The following is an 18,873-nucleotide window of genomic DNA, read 5'->3' as shown; positions in this document are numbered from 1 at the left end:
CACGTCACAGGTGCCGGCCGATTCCCGTCGGCACCGCGACCGGCCGTACCATCCGGCTATGACGGAGCCACCCGAAACGCTGTCCCTGGCGGCCGGCTTCCAACCGGCGTCAGCGGACGGCTGGCGACAACTCGTCCTCGGCGTGCTACGCAAGTCGGGCATCGCCGACCGGAATCCGCCTGCCGAGACACCCGACGAACTGCTCGCCGTCGAAACCTACGACGGCATCCGGATCGCGCCGCTACACACCCGCCCGGCGGCGCCGCCGCGGCTCGGTGTGCCGGGATCCGCACCGTTCATCCGTGGCGCCCGAACAGCGCGCGACGGCGGCGGGGCCGGCGCGACGACACCGGCCGAGACCGTCGCCGGCTGGGACGTCCGGCAGCGGTACGTCGAGCCGGACGCCAAGGCCACCCGCGAGGCGGTGCTCGCCGACCTGGCGGGCGGGGCCACCTCGGTCTGGCTCGACCTCGGTACGAGCGGGTTGGCCCCGGGCGACCTGCCGGAAGCGCTCGACGGGGTGTTCCTCGATCTGGCACCGATCGTGCTCGACCCCGGTGGGGCGTACGACGACGCGGTGCAGGCGTTGCTGGCGCTGGCCGCCGAGCGGGGCACCGACCGGGCCGAGCTGGCCGGCAACCTCGGTGCCGACCCGCTCGGCTGGCGGGCCCGTACGGCGGCACCGGCCGACCTGACCGTGCTCGGCCGCCTGGCCCGACGGGTCACCGGCTCGCCGAGGCTGCGGACGGTCACCGTGGATGCCACCGTCTACCACGACGCCGGCGGCAGCGACGCGCAGGAGATCGGCTGCGCGCTGGCCACCGGCGTCGCCTACCTGCGCGCGCTCACCGACGCCGGGCTGGACCCGCCGGCCGCCTTCGGTCAGTTGGAGTTCCGCTACGCGGCGACCGCGGACCAGTTCCTGACCATCGCCAAGTTTCGCGCGGCCCGGCAGGCCTGGGCCCGGGTGGCGCAGCTGTGCGGGGTGCCGCAGGCCGGCCGGCAACGCCAGCACGCGGTCACCTCGGCGGCGATGATGACCACCCGCGACCCGTGGGTCAACATGCTGCGGACCACGGTGGCCTGCTTCGCCGCCGGTGTGGGCGGCGCCGACGCGATCACCGTCGCACCGTTCGACGCCCGGCTCGGACTGCCCGCCGGATTCGCCCGCCGGATCGCCCGCAACACCCAGTCGGTACTGCTGGCCGAGGCGCACCTGGGCCGGGTGCTCGATCCGGCCGGCGGTTCCTGGTACGTCGAGCAGCTGACCGCGGACCTGGCCGCCGCGGCCTGGGACTGGTTCACCGAGATCGAGCGGGCCGGCGGGGCGGGCGCCGCACTGGACAGCGGACTCGTCGCACACCGGATCGAGACCACCTGGCAACGCCGCGCGGCCAACCTGGCGAACCGGCACGATCCGGTCACCGGGGTGAGCGAGTTCCCGCTGCTGGACGAGCAGCTACCGTCGCGTACGCCGGCCCCGCCGCCGCCCGGCGGTGGGCTGCCCCGGCGCCACTACGCCGCCGGATTCGAGGCCCGCCGGGACCGCGCCGACGCCCAGATGCGGGCCACCGGCGCCCGTCCAGCGGTGTTCCTGGCCACGCTGGGGCCGCTCGCCGCGCACAGCGCCCGCGCCGGTTTCGCCGCGAACCTGTTCGCCGCCGGCGGCATCACCACCACCCGCGGTGGCGCGCCCGACGACGACCCGGCGGCGATCGCCGCGACGTTCGCCGTCGACCCGGCCACGGTGGCCTGCATCTGTGGCACCGACCAGGCGTACGCCACGGTGGCGGGACCACTCGCCGCGGCGCTGACCCGCGCCGGGGCCCGACGGATCTGGCTGGCGGGCCGGCCGGCCGATTATCCGGATATCGATGGATACATATACAACGGTTGCGACGCGCTGACTGCGCTCGACACCGTACTCGACGACCTGGGGGCACCCCGATGATCCCGGACTTCGCACAGGCGAGCCTGGTGGCAACCGATGCCACCGGTGACAGCGTCGGCGCGCACCGTGGCGATGACGCGGCGACCTGGGCGGCGGCGCTACTGACCGAGACCGGCCGGTCGGCCGGGGAGCTGGCCTGGGAGACACCGGAAGGCATCCCGGTGGCACCGCTGTACACCGCGGCGGACACGGCGGGACTGGACTTCCTCGACACCTGGCCGGGCATCGCGCCGTACCTGCGCGGGCCTTACCCGACGATGTACACCACCCAGCCATGGACGATCCGCCAGTACGCCGGGTTCTCCACCGCGCAGGAGTCCAACGCGTTCTACCGGCGCAACCTGGCCGCCGGGCAGAAGGGCCTGTCCATCGCGTTCGACCTGGCCACCCACCGTGGCTACGACTCGGACCATCCCCGGGTCGCCGGTGACGTCGGAATGGCCGGCGTCGCCGTCGACTCCATCCTCGACATGCGGCAGCTGTTCGACGGCATCCCGCTGGACCGGATGAGCGTGTCGATGACCATGAACGGCGCGGTGCTACCTGTGCTCGCGCTCTACATCGTGGCCGCCGAGGAGCAGCGGGTGACGCCCGAGCAGTTGGCCGGGACCATCCAGAACGACATCCTCAAGGAGTTCATGGTCCGCAACACCTACATCTATCCGCCCGGGCCGTCGATGCGGATCATCTCCGACATCTTCGCGTACACCTCCGCCAGGATGCCGAAGTTCAACTCGATCTCGATCTCCGGCTACCACATCCAGGAGGCCGGCGCCACCGCCGACCTGGAACTGGCCTACACCCTCGCCGACGGCGTGGAGTACCTGCGGGCCGGGCAGGCCGCCGGGCTGGACATCGACGCCTTCGCGCCACGGCTGTCGTTCTTCTGGGCGATCGGCATGAACTTCTTCATGGAGGTGGCGAAGCTGCGCGCGGCCCGGCTGTTGTGGGCCCGACTGGTCCGCGACGCCGGGGCCCGCAACCCGAAGTCGCTGAGCCTGCGCACGCACAGCCAGACCTCCGGCTGGTCGTTGACCGCACAGGACGTGTTCAACAACGTGGTCCGCACCTGCGTGGAGGCGATGGCCGCCACCCAGGGGCACACCCAGTCGCTGCACACCAACGCCCTGGACGAGGCGCTCGCCCTGCCGACCGACTTCTCGGCCCGGATCGCCCGCAACACCCAGTTGTTCCTCGCCCAGGAGTCCGGCACCAACCGGGTGATCGACCCGTGGGGCGGTAGCTACTACCTGGAGCGGCTCACCCACGACCTGGCCCGGCGCGCCTGGACACACCTGCGCGAGGTCGAGGCCGCCGGCGGGATGGCCCGGGCGATCGACGAAGGTCTGCCGAAGCTGCGGATCGAGGAGGCCGCCGCCCGCACCCAGGCCCGGATCGACTCGGGTCGCCAGCCGGTGATCGGGGTCAACCGGTTCCGGCCCGACGCCGACGAGCCGATCGAAGTGCTCAAGGTGGACAACACGGCGGTGCGCGCGGCCCAGGTGGAGAAGCTGCGCCGGCTGCGCGCCGACCGGGACGAAGCGGCCTGGGCGGACGCCCTGGCTGCGCTGACCCGCGCCGCGACCGAGACGTCGCCCGGTGGTGGCGACCTGTCCGGGAACCTGCTCGCCCGGGCGGTCGACGCGGCCCGGGCGAAGGCCACCGTCGGTGAGATCTCGGCCGCGCTCGAGCGGGTGTACGGCCGGCACGCGGCGCAGATCCGTACCATCAGCGGGGTGTACCGACAGGAGGCCGGCGCGGTGGCCGCCATCGACCGGGCCCGGGCGGCGTCCACCGCCTTCGCCGAGGCCGAAGGGCGCCGGCCGCGAATCCTGGTCGCCAAGATCGGGCAGGACGGTCACGACCGGGGCCAGAAGGTGGTCGCCACCGCCTTCGCCGATCTGGGATTCGACGTCGACGTCGGCCCGCTGTTCCAGACCCCGGGCGAGGTCGCCCGCCAGGCGGTCGACGCCGACGTGCACCTGGTCGGGGTCAACTCCCTGGCCGCGGGTCACCTCACCCTGGTGCCGGCGCTGCGCGACGAGCTGGCGGCCCTCGGCCGCGACGACATCATGATCGTCGTCGGCGGGGTGGTGCCGCCGCAGGACTTCGACGCGCTACGGGCCGCCGGCGCGGCGGCGATCTTCCCGCCGGGGACGGTCCTCGCCGACGCCGCCTGCGGCCTGCTGGCCGAGCTGTCCCACCGGCTTGGTCACGACGTGGCCAGGGCCGGGGCCGGATGACCGCCGGCCGGCGCGCCGCCGAGGCGCCCGCCACCGGTGGTGCACGCCGCCGAGCGCCCGACATCGACGAGTACGTCACCGGAGTGCGGGCCGGGGCACCGGCCTGGATCGCGCGGGCGATCACCCTGGTCGAGTCCACCCGGGCCGACCACCGTGAGCTGGCCCAGCGACTGCTGGTGGCGTTGTCGCCGCACACCGGGGCCGCTCGCCGGGTAGGGATCACCGGCGTCCCCGGGGTCGGCAAGTCGACCTTCATCGACGCACTCGGCTCGCGGCTCACCGCCGCCGGGCACCGGGTGGCGGTGCTCGCCGTGGACCCGTCGTCGGCGCGTAGCGGCGGCAGCATCCTCGGCGACAAGACGCGCATGGCCCGACTCGCCGTCGATCCGGCAGCCTACGTACGTCCCTCCCCCACCGCCGGGACGCTCGGTGGCGTGGCCCGCGCCACCCGGGAGGCGATGGTGGTGGTGGAGGCCGCCGGGTTCGACGTCGTGCTGGTGGAGACCGTCGGGGTGGGCCAGTCGGAGACCACCGTCGCCGACATGGTGGACACCTTCCTGCTCCTCAGCCTGGCCCGCACCGGTGACCAGCTGCAGGGCATCAAGAAGGGCGTGCTGGAGCTCGCCGACGTCATCGTGGTCAACAAGGCCGACGGCGAGCACGCCGCCGAGGCCCGGGCCGCCGCCCGGGAACTGGCCGGAGCGCTACGGATGCTGCGCGGGGCGGACAGCGGCTGGACCACCCCGGTACTCACCGCCAGCGGCCGCGACGACGTCGGCCTGTCCGAGGTCTGGCAACAGGTCACCGCCCACCAGGACCGAATCCGGACCGACGGCGAGCTGCACCGCCGGCGGCAGCGCCAGCAGCTGCGCTGGGTCTGGTCGATGGTGCAGGACACGCTGCTCGACCGGTTGCGGACCCACCCCGCGGTAGCCGCGGTGAGCGCCGACGTCGAAGCCCGGGTACTCACCGGGGAGATCACCGCGGCCCAGGCCGCGACGCGACTGCTGGACGCGTTCGGTGCCGGCACCGTCGGCGAGGACGGCAACGGTTGAGCCGGTCGGATCCCGCCCGGCACCGGTCCGGCCCCGATCAGGGCCGTGCCGGTGCGGGCAGGACGCGCCGCAGCTGGCCAGGCGGTGCCGGGCGGCGCTGCCACTCGCGTGGGTAGCCGACCGAGACCTCCTCGAAGCGCACCCCGTCGTAGTACGTCGTACGCGGAATGTGCAGGTGCCCGTAGACCATCACCGCGGCCCGGTGTCTCAGGTGCCAGTCGGCCGTCCGGGTGGTGCCGCACCACATCGCGAACTCCGGATAGCGCAACACGTCCATCGGGGTGCGGACCAGCGGATAGTGGTTGATCAGAACGGTCGGCAGCTGCGGCTCGGTGGCGGCGAGCCGCTGCTCGGTGTAGGCCAACCGTTGCCAGCACCACTGTTCCCGGCTCTGATACGGGTCCGGGTGCAGCATCATCTCATCGGTGCAGATGATCCCGGTCTGCTGCGCGTACGCCATGCCTTCGGTCTTGTTGCCGGTGCCCGGCGGCAGGAAGCTGTAGTCGTACAGGGTGAACAACGGTACGACGGTCGCCGGGCCGCCGGCACCGGACCACACCAGGTAGGGGTCCTCCGGCGTTCGCACGTCGAGTGACCGGCACCGCTCGACCAGGTAGGTGTAGCGCGACTCGCCGCGCAACTGGATTGGGTCGTTCGCGGTGGTCCACAGTTCATGGTTGCCCGGCACCCAGATCACCGCGGCGAACCGCTCGCGCAGCGTGCCGAGCGCCCACAGGATGTCGACGACGGTCTCCGCCACGTCGCCGGCCACGATCAGCCAGTCGTCAGGGGACGGAGCCGCCAGGTCGGCCACGATCTGCCGGTTCTGCGGGTACGCGATGTGCAGGTCACTGATCGCCCACAAGGTGGGCTGGGTCCGGTCCGCCACCTGTCCGATCATGCGTCACCACCGCCCGCCGCGGTAGCCCGCCGGACAGATCCGCACGCATCCGAAACAGCAACTCCCGGGCGTCCTCGCGCTTGGCGTCGGCGCCTCGGCAGGTCAGGTAGTCGGCCAGCCGGGCCACGTCGGTGTCGGCCAGATCCTCGCGCAGCATCCGCAGGATCGCCCGGACGCTACGGTGCGGGAAGTACAGCCGCCGACCGGCGTCCAGGAAGGCCCGCGCGTGGTCCGGCTCGACCTCGCCGGCGGCGATCCCGTCGGCCAGCGCCAGCCGCAGGTTGATCAGCGGTTCGGACAGCGGCCGGTCGTCATCGTCGTAGACCATGGCCACCTCGTCGTCGGCGTCGACCGTGCCGGTACGGTAGGCCGCGAAGACTCGGCCGACTCCGATCATCCCCCACGGTTCGCACTCGACCGCCCGCAGTGCCCCCATACTGGACGACCCGTAGACGGCGACGCCGACGTCCAGCGCCCGCAGTATCTCCTTCGGAGAGATCGCCATGCTTTGCAGGAACTTCCCGTCGATCACCCCGATCATCCGGGGCCGCACCGGCCGACGTAGCAGCTCGTCGATGTCCCCGCGTACCACCGGTGGGCGGTACTGCGCGGGCAGGATCCGCCGGGTGGCCCGGTCGACACTGGGACCGGCGAAGACGACGGCCTGCCCGGGTGCCTGCCGCCCGGTCACCGCAGTGCCTCCACGGCCGGCTCGACCAGCACGACAGCCGCGGTCGGGGCGACGTCGCCGGGCTGCCCGGTGATCCCCGCGAGGGCGGTACGCCAGGCCCGCGCCGCCCGCCGGCCGAGCCGGCCCCGGTCGATGCCCCACGACTCCGCGCCGGGGACCAGCACCCGCACCACGGTCGCGGGCAGGTCGGGCGCGCTCACGTCGACCGCGACGACCTGGCGACAGCCCGCCCGGCACAGCCGTTCGAGCAGCAACCCGATGTCCGCCATCAGGTCGTCGTGCCGATACGAACGGATCTCGTCGAACCGGCGTGGCTCGCCGCCCGGTGGCGGAAGGTGGTCGGCCAGTTCCCGTGGGGTGGCCCGGCGCACGTGCAGCAGGGTGTCCGGAACGTCGGCGCCCGGCTGGTGGATGTCTTCACGCATGGCCTGAATGTCCACGGCACGCGACTGGGCGCACTCGGTCAGCGCCCGCACCAGCGCGACCTGTGCGTCCGGATGGGTGCCGACGCCATGGTGCCCGGCCGAGGTCCGCGACCCGAGATCCTCCACGCTGATCGCCCGGAACGTCGGGATGCCCAGGTCGGACGTGATGTCGGTCAGGTGGATGGCGACGCCCGCTGCGGTGAACCGCTCGACCAGATCGGTCGCGGCGGCGGGCAGGCTGCCCGGGTCGAGCGGCGGACGTCCGGGCAGCCTGGCCGCTATCCGCCGGCCGGCCTCGGCACCGAGCCGGCGTCGCAGCACCACCGGCAACTGCCGGTCCACCACCTCGGCCAGGGTGTACGCGTCACGCTCGATCACCTCGGTCAGCGCGTGGCAGATCGCCTCCTCCAGGCTGTTGCCCGCGGCCAGGCCGTTGGTCGTGGTGTAGGCGAAGCAGCCGGGCTCGTGGAACCCGGCGGCACCGTAGGCCAAGGCGTGCGCGGGCACCAGCACCGCAGCGTCGGCGACCAGGTCGTACCCGGACACCCAGGAGATCACCTGCCCGTCGTGGTAGCCGGGCGAACGTTCGATGAGAAACTCCGCCGGCGGCACCGCAGGGCGGCCCTGCCGACGCAGGTCGGTGTAGCTGTCCACCGCCTCGGGTCGCAGCGGCAGACCGGCGCAGAAGCGCTCCACCGCCTCCATCACCGCCGAGGTCCGAGCGTCGGTGGGGCTGGTCCCCTTGCCGCTGTACACCGAAACGGTGTCGTTGGCCCGAGGGCAGATCGCGTTGAACACGGGAATGCCGATCCGGTCGAGGCCGGTGATGTCCGCGATCCGGGTCAGGCCGATCCGACGCAGATGCGGCTCGATACGCCGGTACGTGTCCATCGCCGACGTCTCCCGGTGGACACCGCCCGGATCGGCTTTGGCGACTGTGCTGCGCAGCCTCATGACCGGTCCGCCAGCGCCGCGCGCAGGGCCGTGAGCGCCGGCGTCGCCTGATCCCACCAGGGTTGCCGGTCCGCCCGCGCGCCGTGTCGCGGCCCGGAACCCGCCGGCCCGGAACCCGCCGGCCCGGAACCCGCCGGCCCGGGAGCCGCCGTCTCGCGTTGCGTGCCGAACGGCTGGGCAGCGCCCGCGCTGGCGAAGACCCGGTCGGCGAGGAAGACCACCTGCCAGACCGGAACCGCCTGGCGCGCCATGCCGTCGCGCAGCAGCCGCAGGCAGTCCCGCTGGAACTGCCAGTCGTGGTCGGCGTGCTGCACCAGCAGCCAGGCCGCGCTGGCCGCCAGCTCGCCCACCCGGGCCGGCCCGGGCCACCCGTGGTCGGCGACGTGGCGCTTGAGCCAGGCGAGGTTGTCGGCGTCCACCTCGCGCCAGCGCTGGTAGTCCGGTGGGCTCTTGTCGAGGCGGCCGCGGACCTGCTGGTCGCGCGCCGCGCGGGCGAGGAGTTCGGCAGCGAGTGCCGGGCCGGACGGTCCGCTGGCGGGCCGACCGGCGGCAGGCCGGTGGACGGCCGGCCCGGTCATCGCAGCGCCTCGCACGCCAGCATGTGCACCGGCATGGCCATGGTCTCGGCGCCCGCGGCGATGGTCCGGTCGGACCGGTCCGCGATCCGAAAGCCGGATCCGTCCAGATCGGTGGTCAACTCGACCTCGTCGATCAGTTCCATCGTGACGGTGGACAGGTACCGCCGGGTCGGCGCGGGTGGCCGGACCAACTCGCCGTAGATGTTGGTGTGCTGCACTCCCGCCTGGTCGCTGCGCCGCCAGCCGATCCACGCGAAGCCGGTGCCGGCCGCACCCCGTAGCGGGACACCGACGACGTCCTGCTGGTCGTCGACCTGTTCCTGACGTGGTGAGAAGTCCAGCAGCAGGACCCCACCGGGACGCAGGTGGGAGCGGGCGGTGCGCAGCAGCGCCTGCCGGTCGGAACGACCGAACAACCCGAACGAAAGCCCGCCGATCAGAACACAGTCGACAAGCTCCCCGAGACTGGCGTGCCGGGCGTCGGCGCGGTGCAGGCGGATCCGGGCCGCGGTGGCCGCGGGCAGCGCGGCCCGCAGCTGGTACGCCCGGTCGAGGGCGCTACCCGCCAGCTCCACCCCGGTCGCGGACCAGCCCGCCTGGGCAAAGGCCCGCAGATGCCGACCGGCGCCACAGCACAGGTCGAGCATCCGCCCGGCCGCCGGCACCTGCCGCAGATACCAGGATTCGTCCCCACCGCCGCGTTCCACGATGCGGTGGTACACCGCCCCGGAGAACCCCTGGAACGGCAGCTCCATCTCCACCCGCAGGTCCGGCAACCGGGCCAGCACGCTGAACGGCCCGAAGAAGGTCGATCCACTCATCAGTCGTCTCCTGCCTGTGCACGCGCGGCGGGCTGCGGGTCAGCCGGGCAGTCCGAGCTGCGCCCGGGCGGTCGCGGGGTTGCTCTCGGTCTGTTCCTGCACGATCAGCCCGTCCCGGAAGGTGGTGAAACTCATCCCGCCGAAGCCGAGCCACAACAGATCGGTCAGTTCGCCGGCGAGCGCCCGCAGGTGCTCGCCCAGCAGCCCGGGATCGCGCAGCCGGGCGCGTACCGTCCACCTGGTGGCGACCACCGACCCCTGCTCCACTGCCTCGACAAGGCTCATCTCGTAGTGGTCGAACGGCTCCCGGGCCTGCCGGATCGCGCCGGCCATCGCCGGCAGGCCGCGGATGCACGGCCCGTCGGTTCCGGCCCGGACCACGACATCCGGATGGACGAAGCGCGGCAGCTCGGCCAGGTTCCCGCCGCACCAGACCGTCTGTACGAAGGCCCGCAGGCGGGTGGTCCCCGCTGCGGACGTGGCGACCGCGCCGGTGTCGGTCATCCGTGCCCTCGGGACGCGGCGACCAGGCCGGCGCCCGGCCAGTCGCGGGCTTCGAGGGTGGCCGCGCCCGCCCAGTCGTCGCGGTGCATCCGGTAGAGCCAGGCGTCCACCTCGTCGGCGACACCGCCGGGGGCCTGTGGATCAGGCACGGACATCAGTCGCCGCGCCAGCCCTTCCCGGTGGTAGCCGAGTCGGTCGACCATCGCCACCGACGCCTCGTTGCGTACCGACACGAACCCGATCACCCGGCGGGCGGCCGGGTCGGCGAAGATCAGGTCGAGGGCGTAGGCCATCGCCGCGAAGCCGACCCCGCGCAGGTGTGGCGCTGCCCCGGTACGGATGACCTCGCCAGCCCACACGCCGGGGATGCTGAACGGCGCGTACATGATGAACGCCACCGCCTGGTCCTGACCGGGCGCCAGCGGGTCCTGCGCGTACATGATCCAGGATCGGCAGATGCCGGCCTCGACGGCGCCGATGAGAGCGTCGATCGGCATCGCGTCGGGGTTGCCCATCGCCATCCCCGCCTGTGCCATGGTGGCCATCCGGGCGGGTCCGACCAGTTCGTCGAGCACCTGCCGGTCGACCTGCGGCAGGTCGCGGGCGGTCAGGTCACTCGGGCGTACGGTGAATCGCTGGTTCATCGGCGTCCTTCCGTGCGGGTGGGCGGGACATGGTCATTCGGAGGCCACCGGTCGGCCCATGGCGGTCGCCGTGACGGTCGCGGTGGCGCGCAGCAATTCGGCGACGCTGACACAGGCACCGGGGCCGGCCACGTCGTCGGCCACCGCGCGCCCGGTGGTCGGCCCCACCACGGTGACCCCGGCTTCGGTCAGCAGGGCGCGGATCCGGCGGTACGTGGGGCCGCCGGCCACCGACCGGGCCAGTGAGGGAGCGACCAGTACCGGCGCGTCGGCCGCGACCAGCGTCGCGCTGGCCAGGTCGCTGGTCATGCCGTACGCGCACCGGGCACAGAAGGAGAGCGTGGCCGGCCAGGCCAGAACCAGCTCGGCCCAGTCGGCGAGCCGTACGTGGGCGGGTCCGGGCGACGGGTCAGCCAGCCAGTCCGGTCCCTCGACCGGGTGACGACTGATCGCGGCCAGACTCTGCGCGGAGACCAGGTCGGTCGCGGCCCGGGTCAGCACCACCCGGACCTGCGCCTGGTACTGCCAGACGAGGGTGCTCACCAGTGCGGGCAGGAACGCCACGCCGATCGCGCCGGTGCCGATCACCAGAATCCGCCGGACCGGCAGGTCAGCGGGCAACTCGGTGGCGGCGCTGCGGTCAACGGCCATGACGCCACCACCGCTCGGTACGCACCCAGGCGTCGGCCAGCAGGCCGATCTCGTGATCGAGCCGGCTGGCCCGGTCGGTGTGCCCGGCGATCTCCGCCAGCCGCCGGGCCCACCAGAACCCCCAGCTCAGGTCGAAGTCGGCAGCGCCGCTGAGCAGCCCGCGCAGGTGTTCGGCGACCGGTCGGGCGGCCAGGGCGACGCCCGGCGCGAGCGGCAGCGCGAATCCGGCGGTCTCGGTGCCCCGCCGGGTCACCGGGATCAGCTCGGTGACCACCTCGACGGCGCGGCGGGTGGCGGCGTGATCCACGAGGTAGACGACGACTCCGTCCAGCCGTGGCCGGCTGGCGAGCCTGGTGCTGATCTTGGTTTGACAGGTAAGGCCGGACCGGGCCAGTTCGCGGATCAACCGCAGCCAGTCGTCGACCGCGGTCGACGCCGGCAGGTGAAGGTAGAGCCGGGACTGGTACACGGGGTGCTGCTGGCCGGAAAACCAGTACAGCCAGCGACCGTCGGTCGGCGTCGCCAGCAGCGGCGTGGCGACCGTCCAGCCGGTACCGACGGTTGCCCCCGGTGTGGCCGAGCTGGCCGGCACCAGGACGCGTACCCCGTCGGGTGCCAGCATCGGTACCGCTGCGTCCGGATCACTCGTCAGGCGCTCCAACGGCCGCCACCCCGTGATCGGTTCGGCCAGGTCGCCCAGCTCGGCGCGGCAGCGGTCGACCAGTGCGTCGACGTCGGCCCGATCGGCGTATCCCTCGTCGTCGACCCCGCAGTGCGCGGTCAGGAACATCTGCCGGGCCAACGGGTCGATCGCGTCCGGTCGTGGCTCGTCGACGCCGCCGAGCACCAGGTCGGCCCGGTGATGCAGCCGGGACAGGGCTGCCGTGGTCAGGTCAACAACCGTCGTCATCGAACAGTCTCCAGCGTTCGGGGTGGTCCACCAGCCCGGTGCCGATCAGGACCAACGCCTGGTTCCGGCGGTCGAGCGACAACTGCGCACAGCGGGCCCATGCGGTGGTGATCAGGGCGAGTCCGGCGGCGCCGGCGAGCAGCGCCGGGTCGAGGTCGATCGGCTGGTCCTGGCGGTAGCCACCGGTGACGGCGCTGACCAGTCGGCGGGCCCAGGCGATGCCGCTTCGCAACTCGGCCCGGGCCGCCGCCGGGTCGCCGTTGGTGACGCAGGTCGAGGTCACCGCGATCGCGATCAGGCTGGCGGTGAGGGTGCCAAGGTCACGTTCGGGCCGGCCGGTGCCGGTGAACTCCCAGTCGATCAGCAACGGCAGGCCGTCGGACGTCACGCAGATGTTGTCCGCCCGTGCGTCACCGTGCAGCCAGTGCCGGCCCTCGGCCAGCCCGTCGGCCAACCGCTGCGCGCGATGGCACAACTGCGGGTCGGCGGCGAACTGGGCGGCGAGTCGTCGTTGCCCGGACGACAGTCCCAGCCAGGTCTGGATCTGCACCGACGACCATGGATAGCCGAGGCCGGCGGCCGACGTCGGGACCGGGCACCGGCGCTGATGCAGGGCGGCCAGCAGGGCGCCGGCGCGGCGCAGCAGCGCGCCGGCGGTGCGCGACGCCGCGTTCGACGTCGGGCCGGCGGTAAGGACCCGGTCGTCGAGGCGAGGGCCGGGAATCCGGCGCAACCGCGGCCGCGAACCGTGCTGTCCGGCGACGGGCGGCGCGAGAGCGGCGGCCGGGCCTGCCGCGGCCTGCCGGACGGCGATCAACTCCGCCGAGATGGTCACGTCCCCTCCTGCTGGTGACGTCGGCCGGCTGTCGGCCGGCCGGGCCGGGCGGCCGTCAGTGACGGCCGCCCGGCTGGTCAGTGGTCTGGCTTAGCACTTCACCACGATGCTGAGCACGATCACCGAGGCCGCCGACGGCAGCATCGAGGTGTCCGCCTGCTCCTCGATCAGCTGGCCGACCGACTCGTCGTCACCGAGCAGTGACGCCAGCACCTCGTCGTCGATCTCGACCGCCACGTCCTGGGCGGTGTTGTCCACGGTCGTCTGCATCGCCTCTCCCTCCTCGCGGGATTCACGCCGGGTGTCCCGGCGTGTCTCAGGGTGTCGGTGCGCTCTGCATGCCGGCTACGCAGCGGCTCGGCGGCGGCTACGCGTCGACTACACGGCTGCGGCCGTGTCGGCCGCCGCGCCCGCGTCGGCACCGGACGGCAGCGGCTCCCCGCGCAGCAGGCTGCGGTGCAGCGCACGCAGTTCGCCACCGGGTTCGGCGCCGAGTTCCTGGCCGAGCACGGTACGGGCCTGGTGGTACAGACCGAGGGCGGCACCGCCGTCCCCGATCGCGGTGAGGCTGCGGATCGCCATGGCGTAGAGGCGCTCCCGGATCGGGAACTCGGCGATCAGACGGCGCATCACCGGCAGCACCGCGCCGGGCGCTCCGGCGGCCAGGGCGCTGACCGCGTACGCCTCGCAGACTTGCAGGTAGAGCTCCTCGCACCGGTACAGCTCGCCGGCGACGACGTGCGAACGGCCGGCCGCGTCGGCGGAAAAGGGCCGACCGCGCCACAGGGCGTAGGCCCGACGCAGGGACTCGGCGGCGAGATCCGGGTCGGCCCGCCCGCCATGCGGGTGCGGGGCCGAGGTGAGGGCCTGGATCTCCTGGATGTCGCTTTCCCCGGGGGCGAGGCAGAGACCGTATCCGCCGGACTGGTAGGACAACCGGTTGTCCGCACCTGGTTCGGCGGCGCCGAGCGCCCGTCGGATCCGCCATATATAGGTCTGGATATTTGCTGTACTCGATTTAGGCGGCCGGGCACCCCATAGCGCGTCCACGACCATGTCGACGCAGGTTTTCTGGTTCGCCCGGCAGGCCAACAGAGCGAGCAGCAACCGGGTCTTCTCACCGGCGAGAGCGATTCGTACGCCCTCGTCCGATTGGATGGAAACCCAACCAAGAACGTCGACTCTCATGCCACCCCCTCAGGTCCCCGGACCGGACGATTCGCATTGGAGCCTGGGCACGGTGCCGCACCACGTGAGCTTGACAAAGGACCATAAGTCGGCCATGAGGCTCTCGCGACTTCCATGGCAATTCCTTTCTCGCCAGCGCAGGAAATGTGCTCGCGGTCCTGCATCTGTGCCCGTTCTACCGAGGACCGGAGTTGTCCGGCACCGCAACCAGGGCAAGAATCAACATGGATAATCAATCAGGTGCTGAAGGAGTCCACGTTGGGGCGACCAGAACGGCAGATCAACGGTGACGCGGGTCCGGTGCAGGCGTTCGCAGCCGAGCTCCGGGCGCTCCGCGAGGCCGCCGGCCGGCCGAAGTACGCCGCACTCGCCCGCCGTACCGGCCGGTCACAGACCGCCCTGTCGGAAGCCGCCGGCGGACGGCGGTTCCCGACGTGGGAGACGGTGGCCGCGTTCGTCTCCGGCTGCGACGGGGACCTCGACGCGTGGCGCAGCCGCTGGGAGCGGGTGGCGGCGGCGGTCGCCGGCACCGACGAGCTGGTTACGACCCCGGCCCACCCGACCGGCGGGCGGACCACCGCCCACGACAGCGCCCCGGCCGTCGACGTCGTCGCGTCGGACGCCGATATCGCCCGGCCACGGCGCAGCGGGTCGACCCGTAGGCGACGCGGACGGACCCTGTCCTGGATCGCCACCGCCGCGGCGACCGGGCTGGCCGCGCTGGCCGGCACGGTACACGCCGTGACCGACACCCGGTCACCGGACCTCCCGGACGCGTTCCCGGGCCCGTCGCCGATGAGCGCCATCGCCGACGGCGCCGACCCGAAGGACAGCGGGTGCGCCGAGGATCCGGACGTACAGACCGTCGACGCCGTCGAGGTCAACCTGCAGCGGCAGGCCCTCGGCCGGATAGAGCTGCGCTACTCGCCGCGCTGCGGTGTCAGTTGGCCACGTTTTCTGCCCTACACCGCGGAGCGGATCCCGTTCGGCACGCCGGTGCACGTCGACGTGCACCGGCCGACGGACGGCGCGACGGCGAGCTTCCGCGCGGATTTCGCGGGCACCGGGATCTTCGGCAATCTGTTACACAGCGCAAAAGACTGCGTACGGGCCGAGGTGCGCATCGAGATGCCGGAGGACCCGGACGCCGTGGCCACCCAGACCGCCTGCCTGCGTGGCCGGGTACGGGAGGCCGGCTGAACCGACGGTCACCCCGCGACCCAACGCCAGCCCCGGACGCCGGTCCCGTCATCGGCGAGCAGCAGCACCTGCCCGTCGCCCCGAGTTGGGTCACGTTGAAGATCATTTTCTGATCTCGGCGCTGTGACCTGCCGTGTTGCTCGCGACCGTGTCGAAATCTGCGCACTAACCGACACCCTGACCTCGGCACGATGTTCCATCTTGGCGACTTCCCTACGCCCCGGAAGAGACGCGAGCATCCGATGTGGATGATCAAGCCTACCGGAAGAGCCGCAAGGTCGCCGACCACGACGTGCCCACCAGGACCCACGCCGGCGGATGCCAGGTATCCGCCCACGCCGACACGCCACCATCCCGTGCGAAGGCGCTCCTCCAGCCGGGGCGCTCAACGGGCGGCACCGCTGCCACCAGCGGAAAAGCCGCACCGATCGTCGTACGCACCACATGACCCCAGTCGGGTCACTCACGGTGACCAGGGAGTTGGAGCCGGCCCGGGTAACCACGGGATCTCCATCGCGACTGGACTCTGGCACACCTCAAAAGCCAGGGATGACGTCAGTCTGGCTCCACTCGCCGCGGACATGACGATGGCTGGACGGAGGCAGCACGACGCAGTGCCCGAAATGAGCAGGAGGTGACATCACATTCGTGACCGTGCGTGATTACGCCGGCTCATCCACCGACGGTCAGCCGCCGTCCAGCCGGACACAACGGGCTCAGCGGCGGCAGGCAACGGGTAAGCCGGCAGCCGAGCACGGCGACGGCATGGTGAACCCCGACCCGGGCCACGATCACCTTCCGATCTCGGCGCGGCGACCTGCCGTGAAGTATCCGTCAAGCCGACGCGCCGCTATCCAGTGCGAAGGTGCTCCTTCAGCGGAAACGCCGCACCGATCATCGTACGCACCACATGACCCAAGTCAGGTCATTCCGCGACCCAACGCCAGCCCCGGACGCCGGTCCCGTCATCGGCGAGCAGCAGCACCTGTCCGTCGCCGGCAGCGACGACGGCCGCCCGGTCGGCACCGGCCGGCAGGCTGGCGGGTGCCGCGAGCCGCCGCCACGATCGGGTCATGTCCGTCGAACACCACAGCTGGTGTTCGGCCCCGGTCGTGGTCACCGCGACGACCAGGTCGCCGCTGGCGGCCAGCGAACGCACCAGCGGTACGCCGGTGCCCACGGTGCTGCCGAACGTGCCGGTCGCCGGCCAGTGGTCCGCGTCGTCGCGGCCGCCACGGCCGACGTCGTCGCCGCGCCACGCGCCGAAGACGTCGCCGCGTACGCCGACGGCGATCGGCACCGAACCGGCCAACGCCAGTCGCTGAGTCTCCTCGTTGTCCGGTCCGGCCGCGAGCGGAATCCGCCGCCAGGTACGCCCGTCCGACGATCGCCACAGCACGGGGTCGCGGTCGATGCGCCCAGGTCGGGTCAGGGTGCCGGCCGCCAGCCAGCCGTCGGCGTCGGCGTCGGCGACCGCGTCGTACGCCCAGGTCCTGCCCTGCTCGTCGCTGGCCAGGGCAGGCTCGGCCTCGATGATTTCGAATCCGGCGGCATCGGTGGAGATCCACACTGCCGCGCCGCTGATCCGGTTGCCGACGATGAGCCAACCCGCCGGCCCGGCCGCGATCCGCCCCACGCTGACCGCGGCCGGGCCGCCGTACAGTTCGAATCCGGCCGCCACCTCGGCCAGGGTGCCGTCCGGTCGCTGCCACCAACTGCTGGTCCGGGGGTTGCCGTGCGCCCCACCGGCCATCGCGCCGACGGCGGCCAGTCGGCCGTCACGGCAGGCAGCGGCGTCGAGGATGTTCAGCCGCCCGTAGTGCGACCGCGGCGCGGTAGCGATCCGCTGCCAGTCGACGCCGTCGCGGCTGTGCCAGGCGGCCGGGCTGGTCTCGCCGGCCGCGCTGATGTCGGCACCGACCGCGTACCAGTGCCCGGCGCACCAGGTGAGGTCGCGGACCGCCGGCCGGGCCGCGCCGTCGGCCCGGCCCGGAATCGAAACGGACTGCCAGCTGGCCCGCTGCGGCTGCACCGGATCGTCGGCCGGCGCCGACTGGCATCCGGCAGCGAGCAGCGCGCCCGCCAGGACCGCGACCGGCCACGGCCGCACCGCGGTCGGAGACTGAGCCATGTGTCCATTGTAATCGGAGCTGATCCACCGCCGGGTAGGCTGGCTCATGCACGCTGATTTCGTCATCGTCGGCGCCGGTATCGCCGGCGCCGTCGCCGGCGCCCACCTGGCCGCACACGGCAGGGTCCTGCTGCTGGAAATGGCCGGACAACCCGGCGTGCACTCGACCGGGCGCTCCGCCGCGCTCTACTCGCCCTACTTCGGCAACCACGTGGTACGGGCACTGACCCGGGCCAGCCGGCGGTTCTTCGTCGATCCACCGGCTGGCTTCGCTGATCACCCGCTGTTGACCCCGCGCGGCGTCCTCACGTTGTGCGCGGCCGGTGCCGAGCCGCGATTCGACGCGGCGCTGGCCGACGCGCGAGCCGCGAACCTGCCCGCGCGCGAGATCGCTCCGGACGAGGTCGCGGCCTGCTGTCCGGTGATCCGTCCCGGCGCCTACCAACGGGCCATGCTCAAGCCGGACGCGTGGGACATCGACGTCGATGCCCTGCACAGTGGCCTGCTGCGGGTGGTGCGTGCCGCTGGCGGCCAGATACTGCGCGGCTCCCGCGCCGAGGTCGTACGCCGTGTCGGCCACGGCTGGCAGGTTGCCACCTGTGCCGGCTCCTATCACACGCCGGTCGTGGTCAACGCGGCCGGCGCCTGGGCGGACGAGGTGGCCGCCGCCGCTGGGGCGGCACCCGCCGGCTGCCGGCCGCTGCGCCGCACCGCCTGCGTGGTGGATCTCCCGCCCTCGGCACACGCCGCCGACTGGCCGCTGATCAACGACGTGCCGGAGACGTTCTACGCCAAGCCGGAGTCCGGTGGTCTCCTGATTTCCCCGGTCGACGCCACCGAGGATCCGCCCGGTGACGCCCGGCCGGACGACCTCGACGTCGCCCGCGGCATCGCCGCTGTCGAGGCGATGACCACCATGGCGATCCGGCGGGTGCGTCGCGCCTGGGCCGGACACCGGACCACGACGGCGGACGACACACCGGTCGTCGGTCCGGATCCGTTGCTGCCCGGGTTCGCCTGGCTGGCCGGTCTCGGCGGGTACGGCGTACAGGCGGCACCGGCGCTCGGGCGGCTCCTCTCGACGCTGCTCACCGGCGGGCGACTCGACGACGACCTGACGGTGCTCGCCGACGCGGTCGCACCCGCCCGGCTGCACCGACGTCCTTGACGCCACGGCTGAGCCCGTCCTTG

18 protein-coding genes are annotated in these 18,873 nt (G+C 72.6%); 5 read left to right on the top strand and 13 right to left on the bottom strand.

From position 1 onward, the window contains the following. Positions 1-58 precede the first annotated feature (58 nt). Genes ACN27F_RS00510 through meaB form a run of 3 tightly spaced genes read left to right on the top strand, consistent with a single transcriptional unit; the run spans position 59 to position 5,249 of the window. Positions 59-1,951, top strand: coding sequence for a methylmalonyl-CoA mutase subunit beta (locus tag ACN27F_RS00510; RefSeq protein ID WP_421430559.1), 1,893 nt, complete (start codon positions 59-61; stop codon positions 1,949-1,951). Further along, a complete protein-coding gene (gene scpA, locus ACN27F_RS00505) occupies positions 1,948-4,194 on the top strand; it encodes a methylmalonyl-CoA mutase (protein WP_421430558.1) in 2,247 nt (748 codons plus the stop codon). Before ACN27F_RS00510 ends, scpA begins: the two co-directional genes overlap by 4 nt. Beyond that, positions 4,191-5,249 carry a methylmalonyl Co-A mutase-associated GTPase MeaB gene (meaB, locus tag ACN27F_RS00500; RefSeq protein ID WP_421430557.1) on the top strand — a complete coding sequence of 353 codons (1,059 nt, stop codon included), beginning with the start codon at positions 4,191-4,193 and terminating at the stop codon, positions 5,247-5,249. Before scpA ends, meaB begins: the two co-directional genes overlap by 4 nt. Positions 5,250-5,286: 37 nt before the next feature. On the opposite strand, the gene ACN27F_RS00495 is transcribed toward meaB, so the two are convergent. The 12 genes from ACN27F_RS00495 to ACN27F_RS00440 form a co-directional block, all read right to left on the bottom strand. After that, positions 5,287-6,138 carry a metallophosphoesterase family protein gene (locus ACN27F_RS00495; RefSeq protein ID WP_421430556.1) on the bottom strand — a complete coding sequence of 284 codons (852 nt, stop codon included), beginning with the start codon at positions 6,136-6,138 and terminating at the stop codon, positions 5,287-5,289. Beyond that, positions 6,098-6,841 (bottom strand): TfuA-like protein, encoded by a 744-nt coding sequence (locus ACN27F_RS00490; protein WP_421430555.1) that lies wholly within the window; start codon positions 6,839-6,841, stop codon positions 6,098-6,100. Before ACN27F_RS00490 ends, ACN27F_RS00495 begins: the two co-directional genes overlap by 41 nt. Further along, the gene (locus ACN27F_RS00485) at positions 6,838-8,220 is read right to left on the bottom strand and encodes a YcaO-like family protein (protein WP_421430554.1); all 1,383 of its coding nucleotides are present in this window, start codon (positions 8,218-8,220) and stop codon (positions 6,838-6,840) included. Before ACN27F_RS00485 ends, ACN27F_RS00490 begins: the two co-directional genes overlap by 4 nt. Beyond that, positions 8,217-8,798 carry a DUF6624 domain-containing protein gene (locus ACN27F_RS00480; RefSeq protein WP_421430553.1) on the bottom strand — a complete coding sequence of 194 codons (582 nt, stop codon included), beginning with the start codon at positions 8,796-8,798 and terminating at the stop codon, positions 8,217-8,219. Before ACN27F_RS00480 ends, ACN27F_RS00485 begins: the two co-directional genes overlap by 4 nt. Further along, entirely contained in the window at positions 8,795-9,619 is an 825-nt protein-coding gene (locus ACN27F_RS00475) for a class I SAM-dependent methyltransferase (RefSeq protein WP_421430552.1), read from the bottom strand. The genes ACN27F_RS00480 and ACN27F_RS00475 overlap by 4 nt, the downstream gene beginning before the upstream one ends. A gap of 39 nt (positions 9,620-9,658) precedes the next feature. After that, positions 9,659-10,123 (bottom strand): nuclear transport factor 2 family protein, encoded by a 465-nt coding sequence (locus ACN27F_RS00470; protein WP_421430551.1) that lies wholly within the window; start codon positions 10,121-10,123, stop codon positions 9,659-9,661. Next, positions 10,120-10,767 carry a GNAT family N-acetyltransferase gene (locus ACN27F_RS00465; protein ID WP_421430550.1) on the bottom strand — a complete coding sequence of 216 codons (648 nt, stop codon included), beginning with the start codon at positions 10,765-10,767 and terminating at the stop codon, positions 10,120-10,122. The genes ACN27F_RS00470 and ACN27F_RS00465 overlap by 4 nt, the downstream gene beginning before the upstream one ends. Positions 10,768-10,800: 33 nt before the next feature. Further along, a complete protein-coding gene (locus ACN27F_RS00460; protein WP_421430549.1) occupies positions 10,801-11,418 on the bottom strand; it encodes a flavoprotein in 618 nt (205 codons plus the stop codon). Beyond that, positions 11,408-12,328, bottom strand: a complete 921-nt coding sequence (locus tag ACN27F_RS00455) for a T3SS effector HopA1 family protein (protein ID WP_421430548.1) — start codon at positions 12,326-12,328, stop codon at positions 11,408-11,410. Before ACN27F_RS00455 ends, ACN27F_RS00460 begins: the two co-directional genes overlap by 11 nt. Next, positions 12,312-13,163 (bottom strand): phosphotransferase family protein, encoded by an 852-nt coding sequence (locus tag ACN27F_RS00450; protein WP_421430547.1) that lies wholly within the window; start codon positions 13,161-13,163, stop codon positions 12,312-12,314. The genes ACN27F_RS00455 and ACN27F_RS00450 overlap by 17 nt, the downstream gene beginning before the upstream one ends. A gap of 90 nt (positions 13,164-13,253) precedes the next feature. Continuing rightward, positions 13,254-13,433: a hypothetical protein gene (locus tag ACN27F_RS00445; protein WP_421430546.1), complete on the bottom strand. Its 180-nt coding sequence runs from the start codon at positions 13,431-13,433 to the stop codon at positions 13,254-13,256. A gap of 108 nt (positions 13,434-13,541) precedes the next feature. Continuing rightward, positions 13,542-14,351: an AfsR/SARP family transcriptional regulator gene (locus ACN27F_RS00440; protein WP_421430545.1), complete on the bottom strand. Its 810-nt coding sequence runs from the start codon at positions 14,349-14,351 to the stop codon at positions 13,542-13,544. 240 nt (positions 14,352-14,591) lie between these two features. Between ACN27F_RS00440 and ACN27F_RS00435 the strand changes: the two genes are divergently transcribed. Continuing rightward, positions 14,592-15,551: a helix-turn-helix domain-containing protein gene (locus ACN27F_RS00435; protein WP_421430544.1), complete on the top strand. Its 960-nt coding sequence runs from the start codon at positions 14,592-14,594 to the stop codon at positions 15,549-15,551. Between the two features lie 925 nt (positions 15,552-16,476). Here ACN27F_RS00435 and ACN27F_RS00430 read toward each other — a convergent pair. Further along, complete coding sequence (locus ACN27F_RS00430; protein WP_421430543.1) at positions 16,477-17,682, bottom strand: hypothetical protein; 1,206 nt, start codon at positions 17,680-17,682, stop codon at positions 16,477-16,479. Between the two features lie 46 nt (positions 17,683-17,728). Between ACN27F_RS00430 and ACN27F_RS00425 the strand changes: the two genes are divergently transcribed. Next, a complete protein-coding gene (locus ACN27F_RS00425; protein ID WP_421430542.1) occupies positions 17,729-18,850 on the top strand; it encodes an NAD(P)/FAD-dependent oxidoreductase in 1,122 nt (373 codons plus the stop codon). Positions 18,851-18,873 lie beyond the last annotated feature (23 nt).

This window comes from Solwaraspora sp. WMMB335, from assembly GCF_049179075.1.
Taxonomy (GTDB): Bacteria; Actinomycetota; Actinomycetes; order Mycobacteriales; family Micromonosporaceae; genus Micromonospora_E.
Note: the sequence above shows the minus strand (reverse complement) of the source record. Positions and strands in the feature narration are given on the sequence as shown.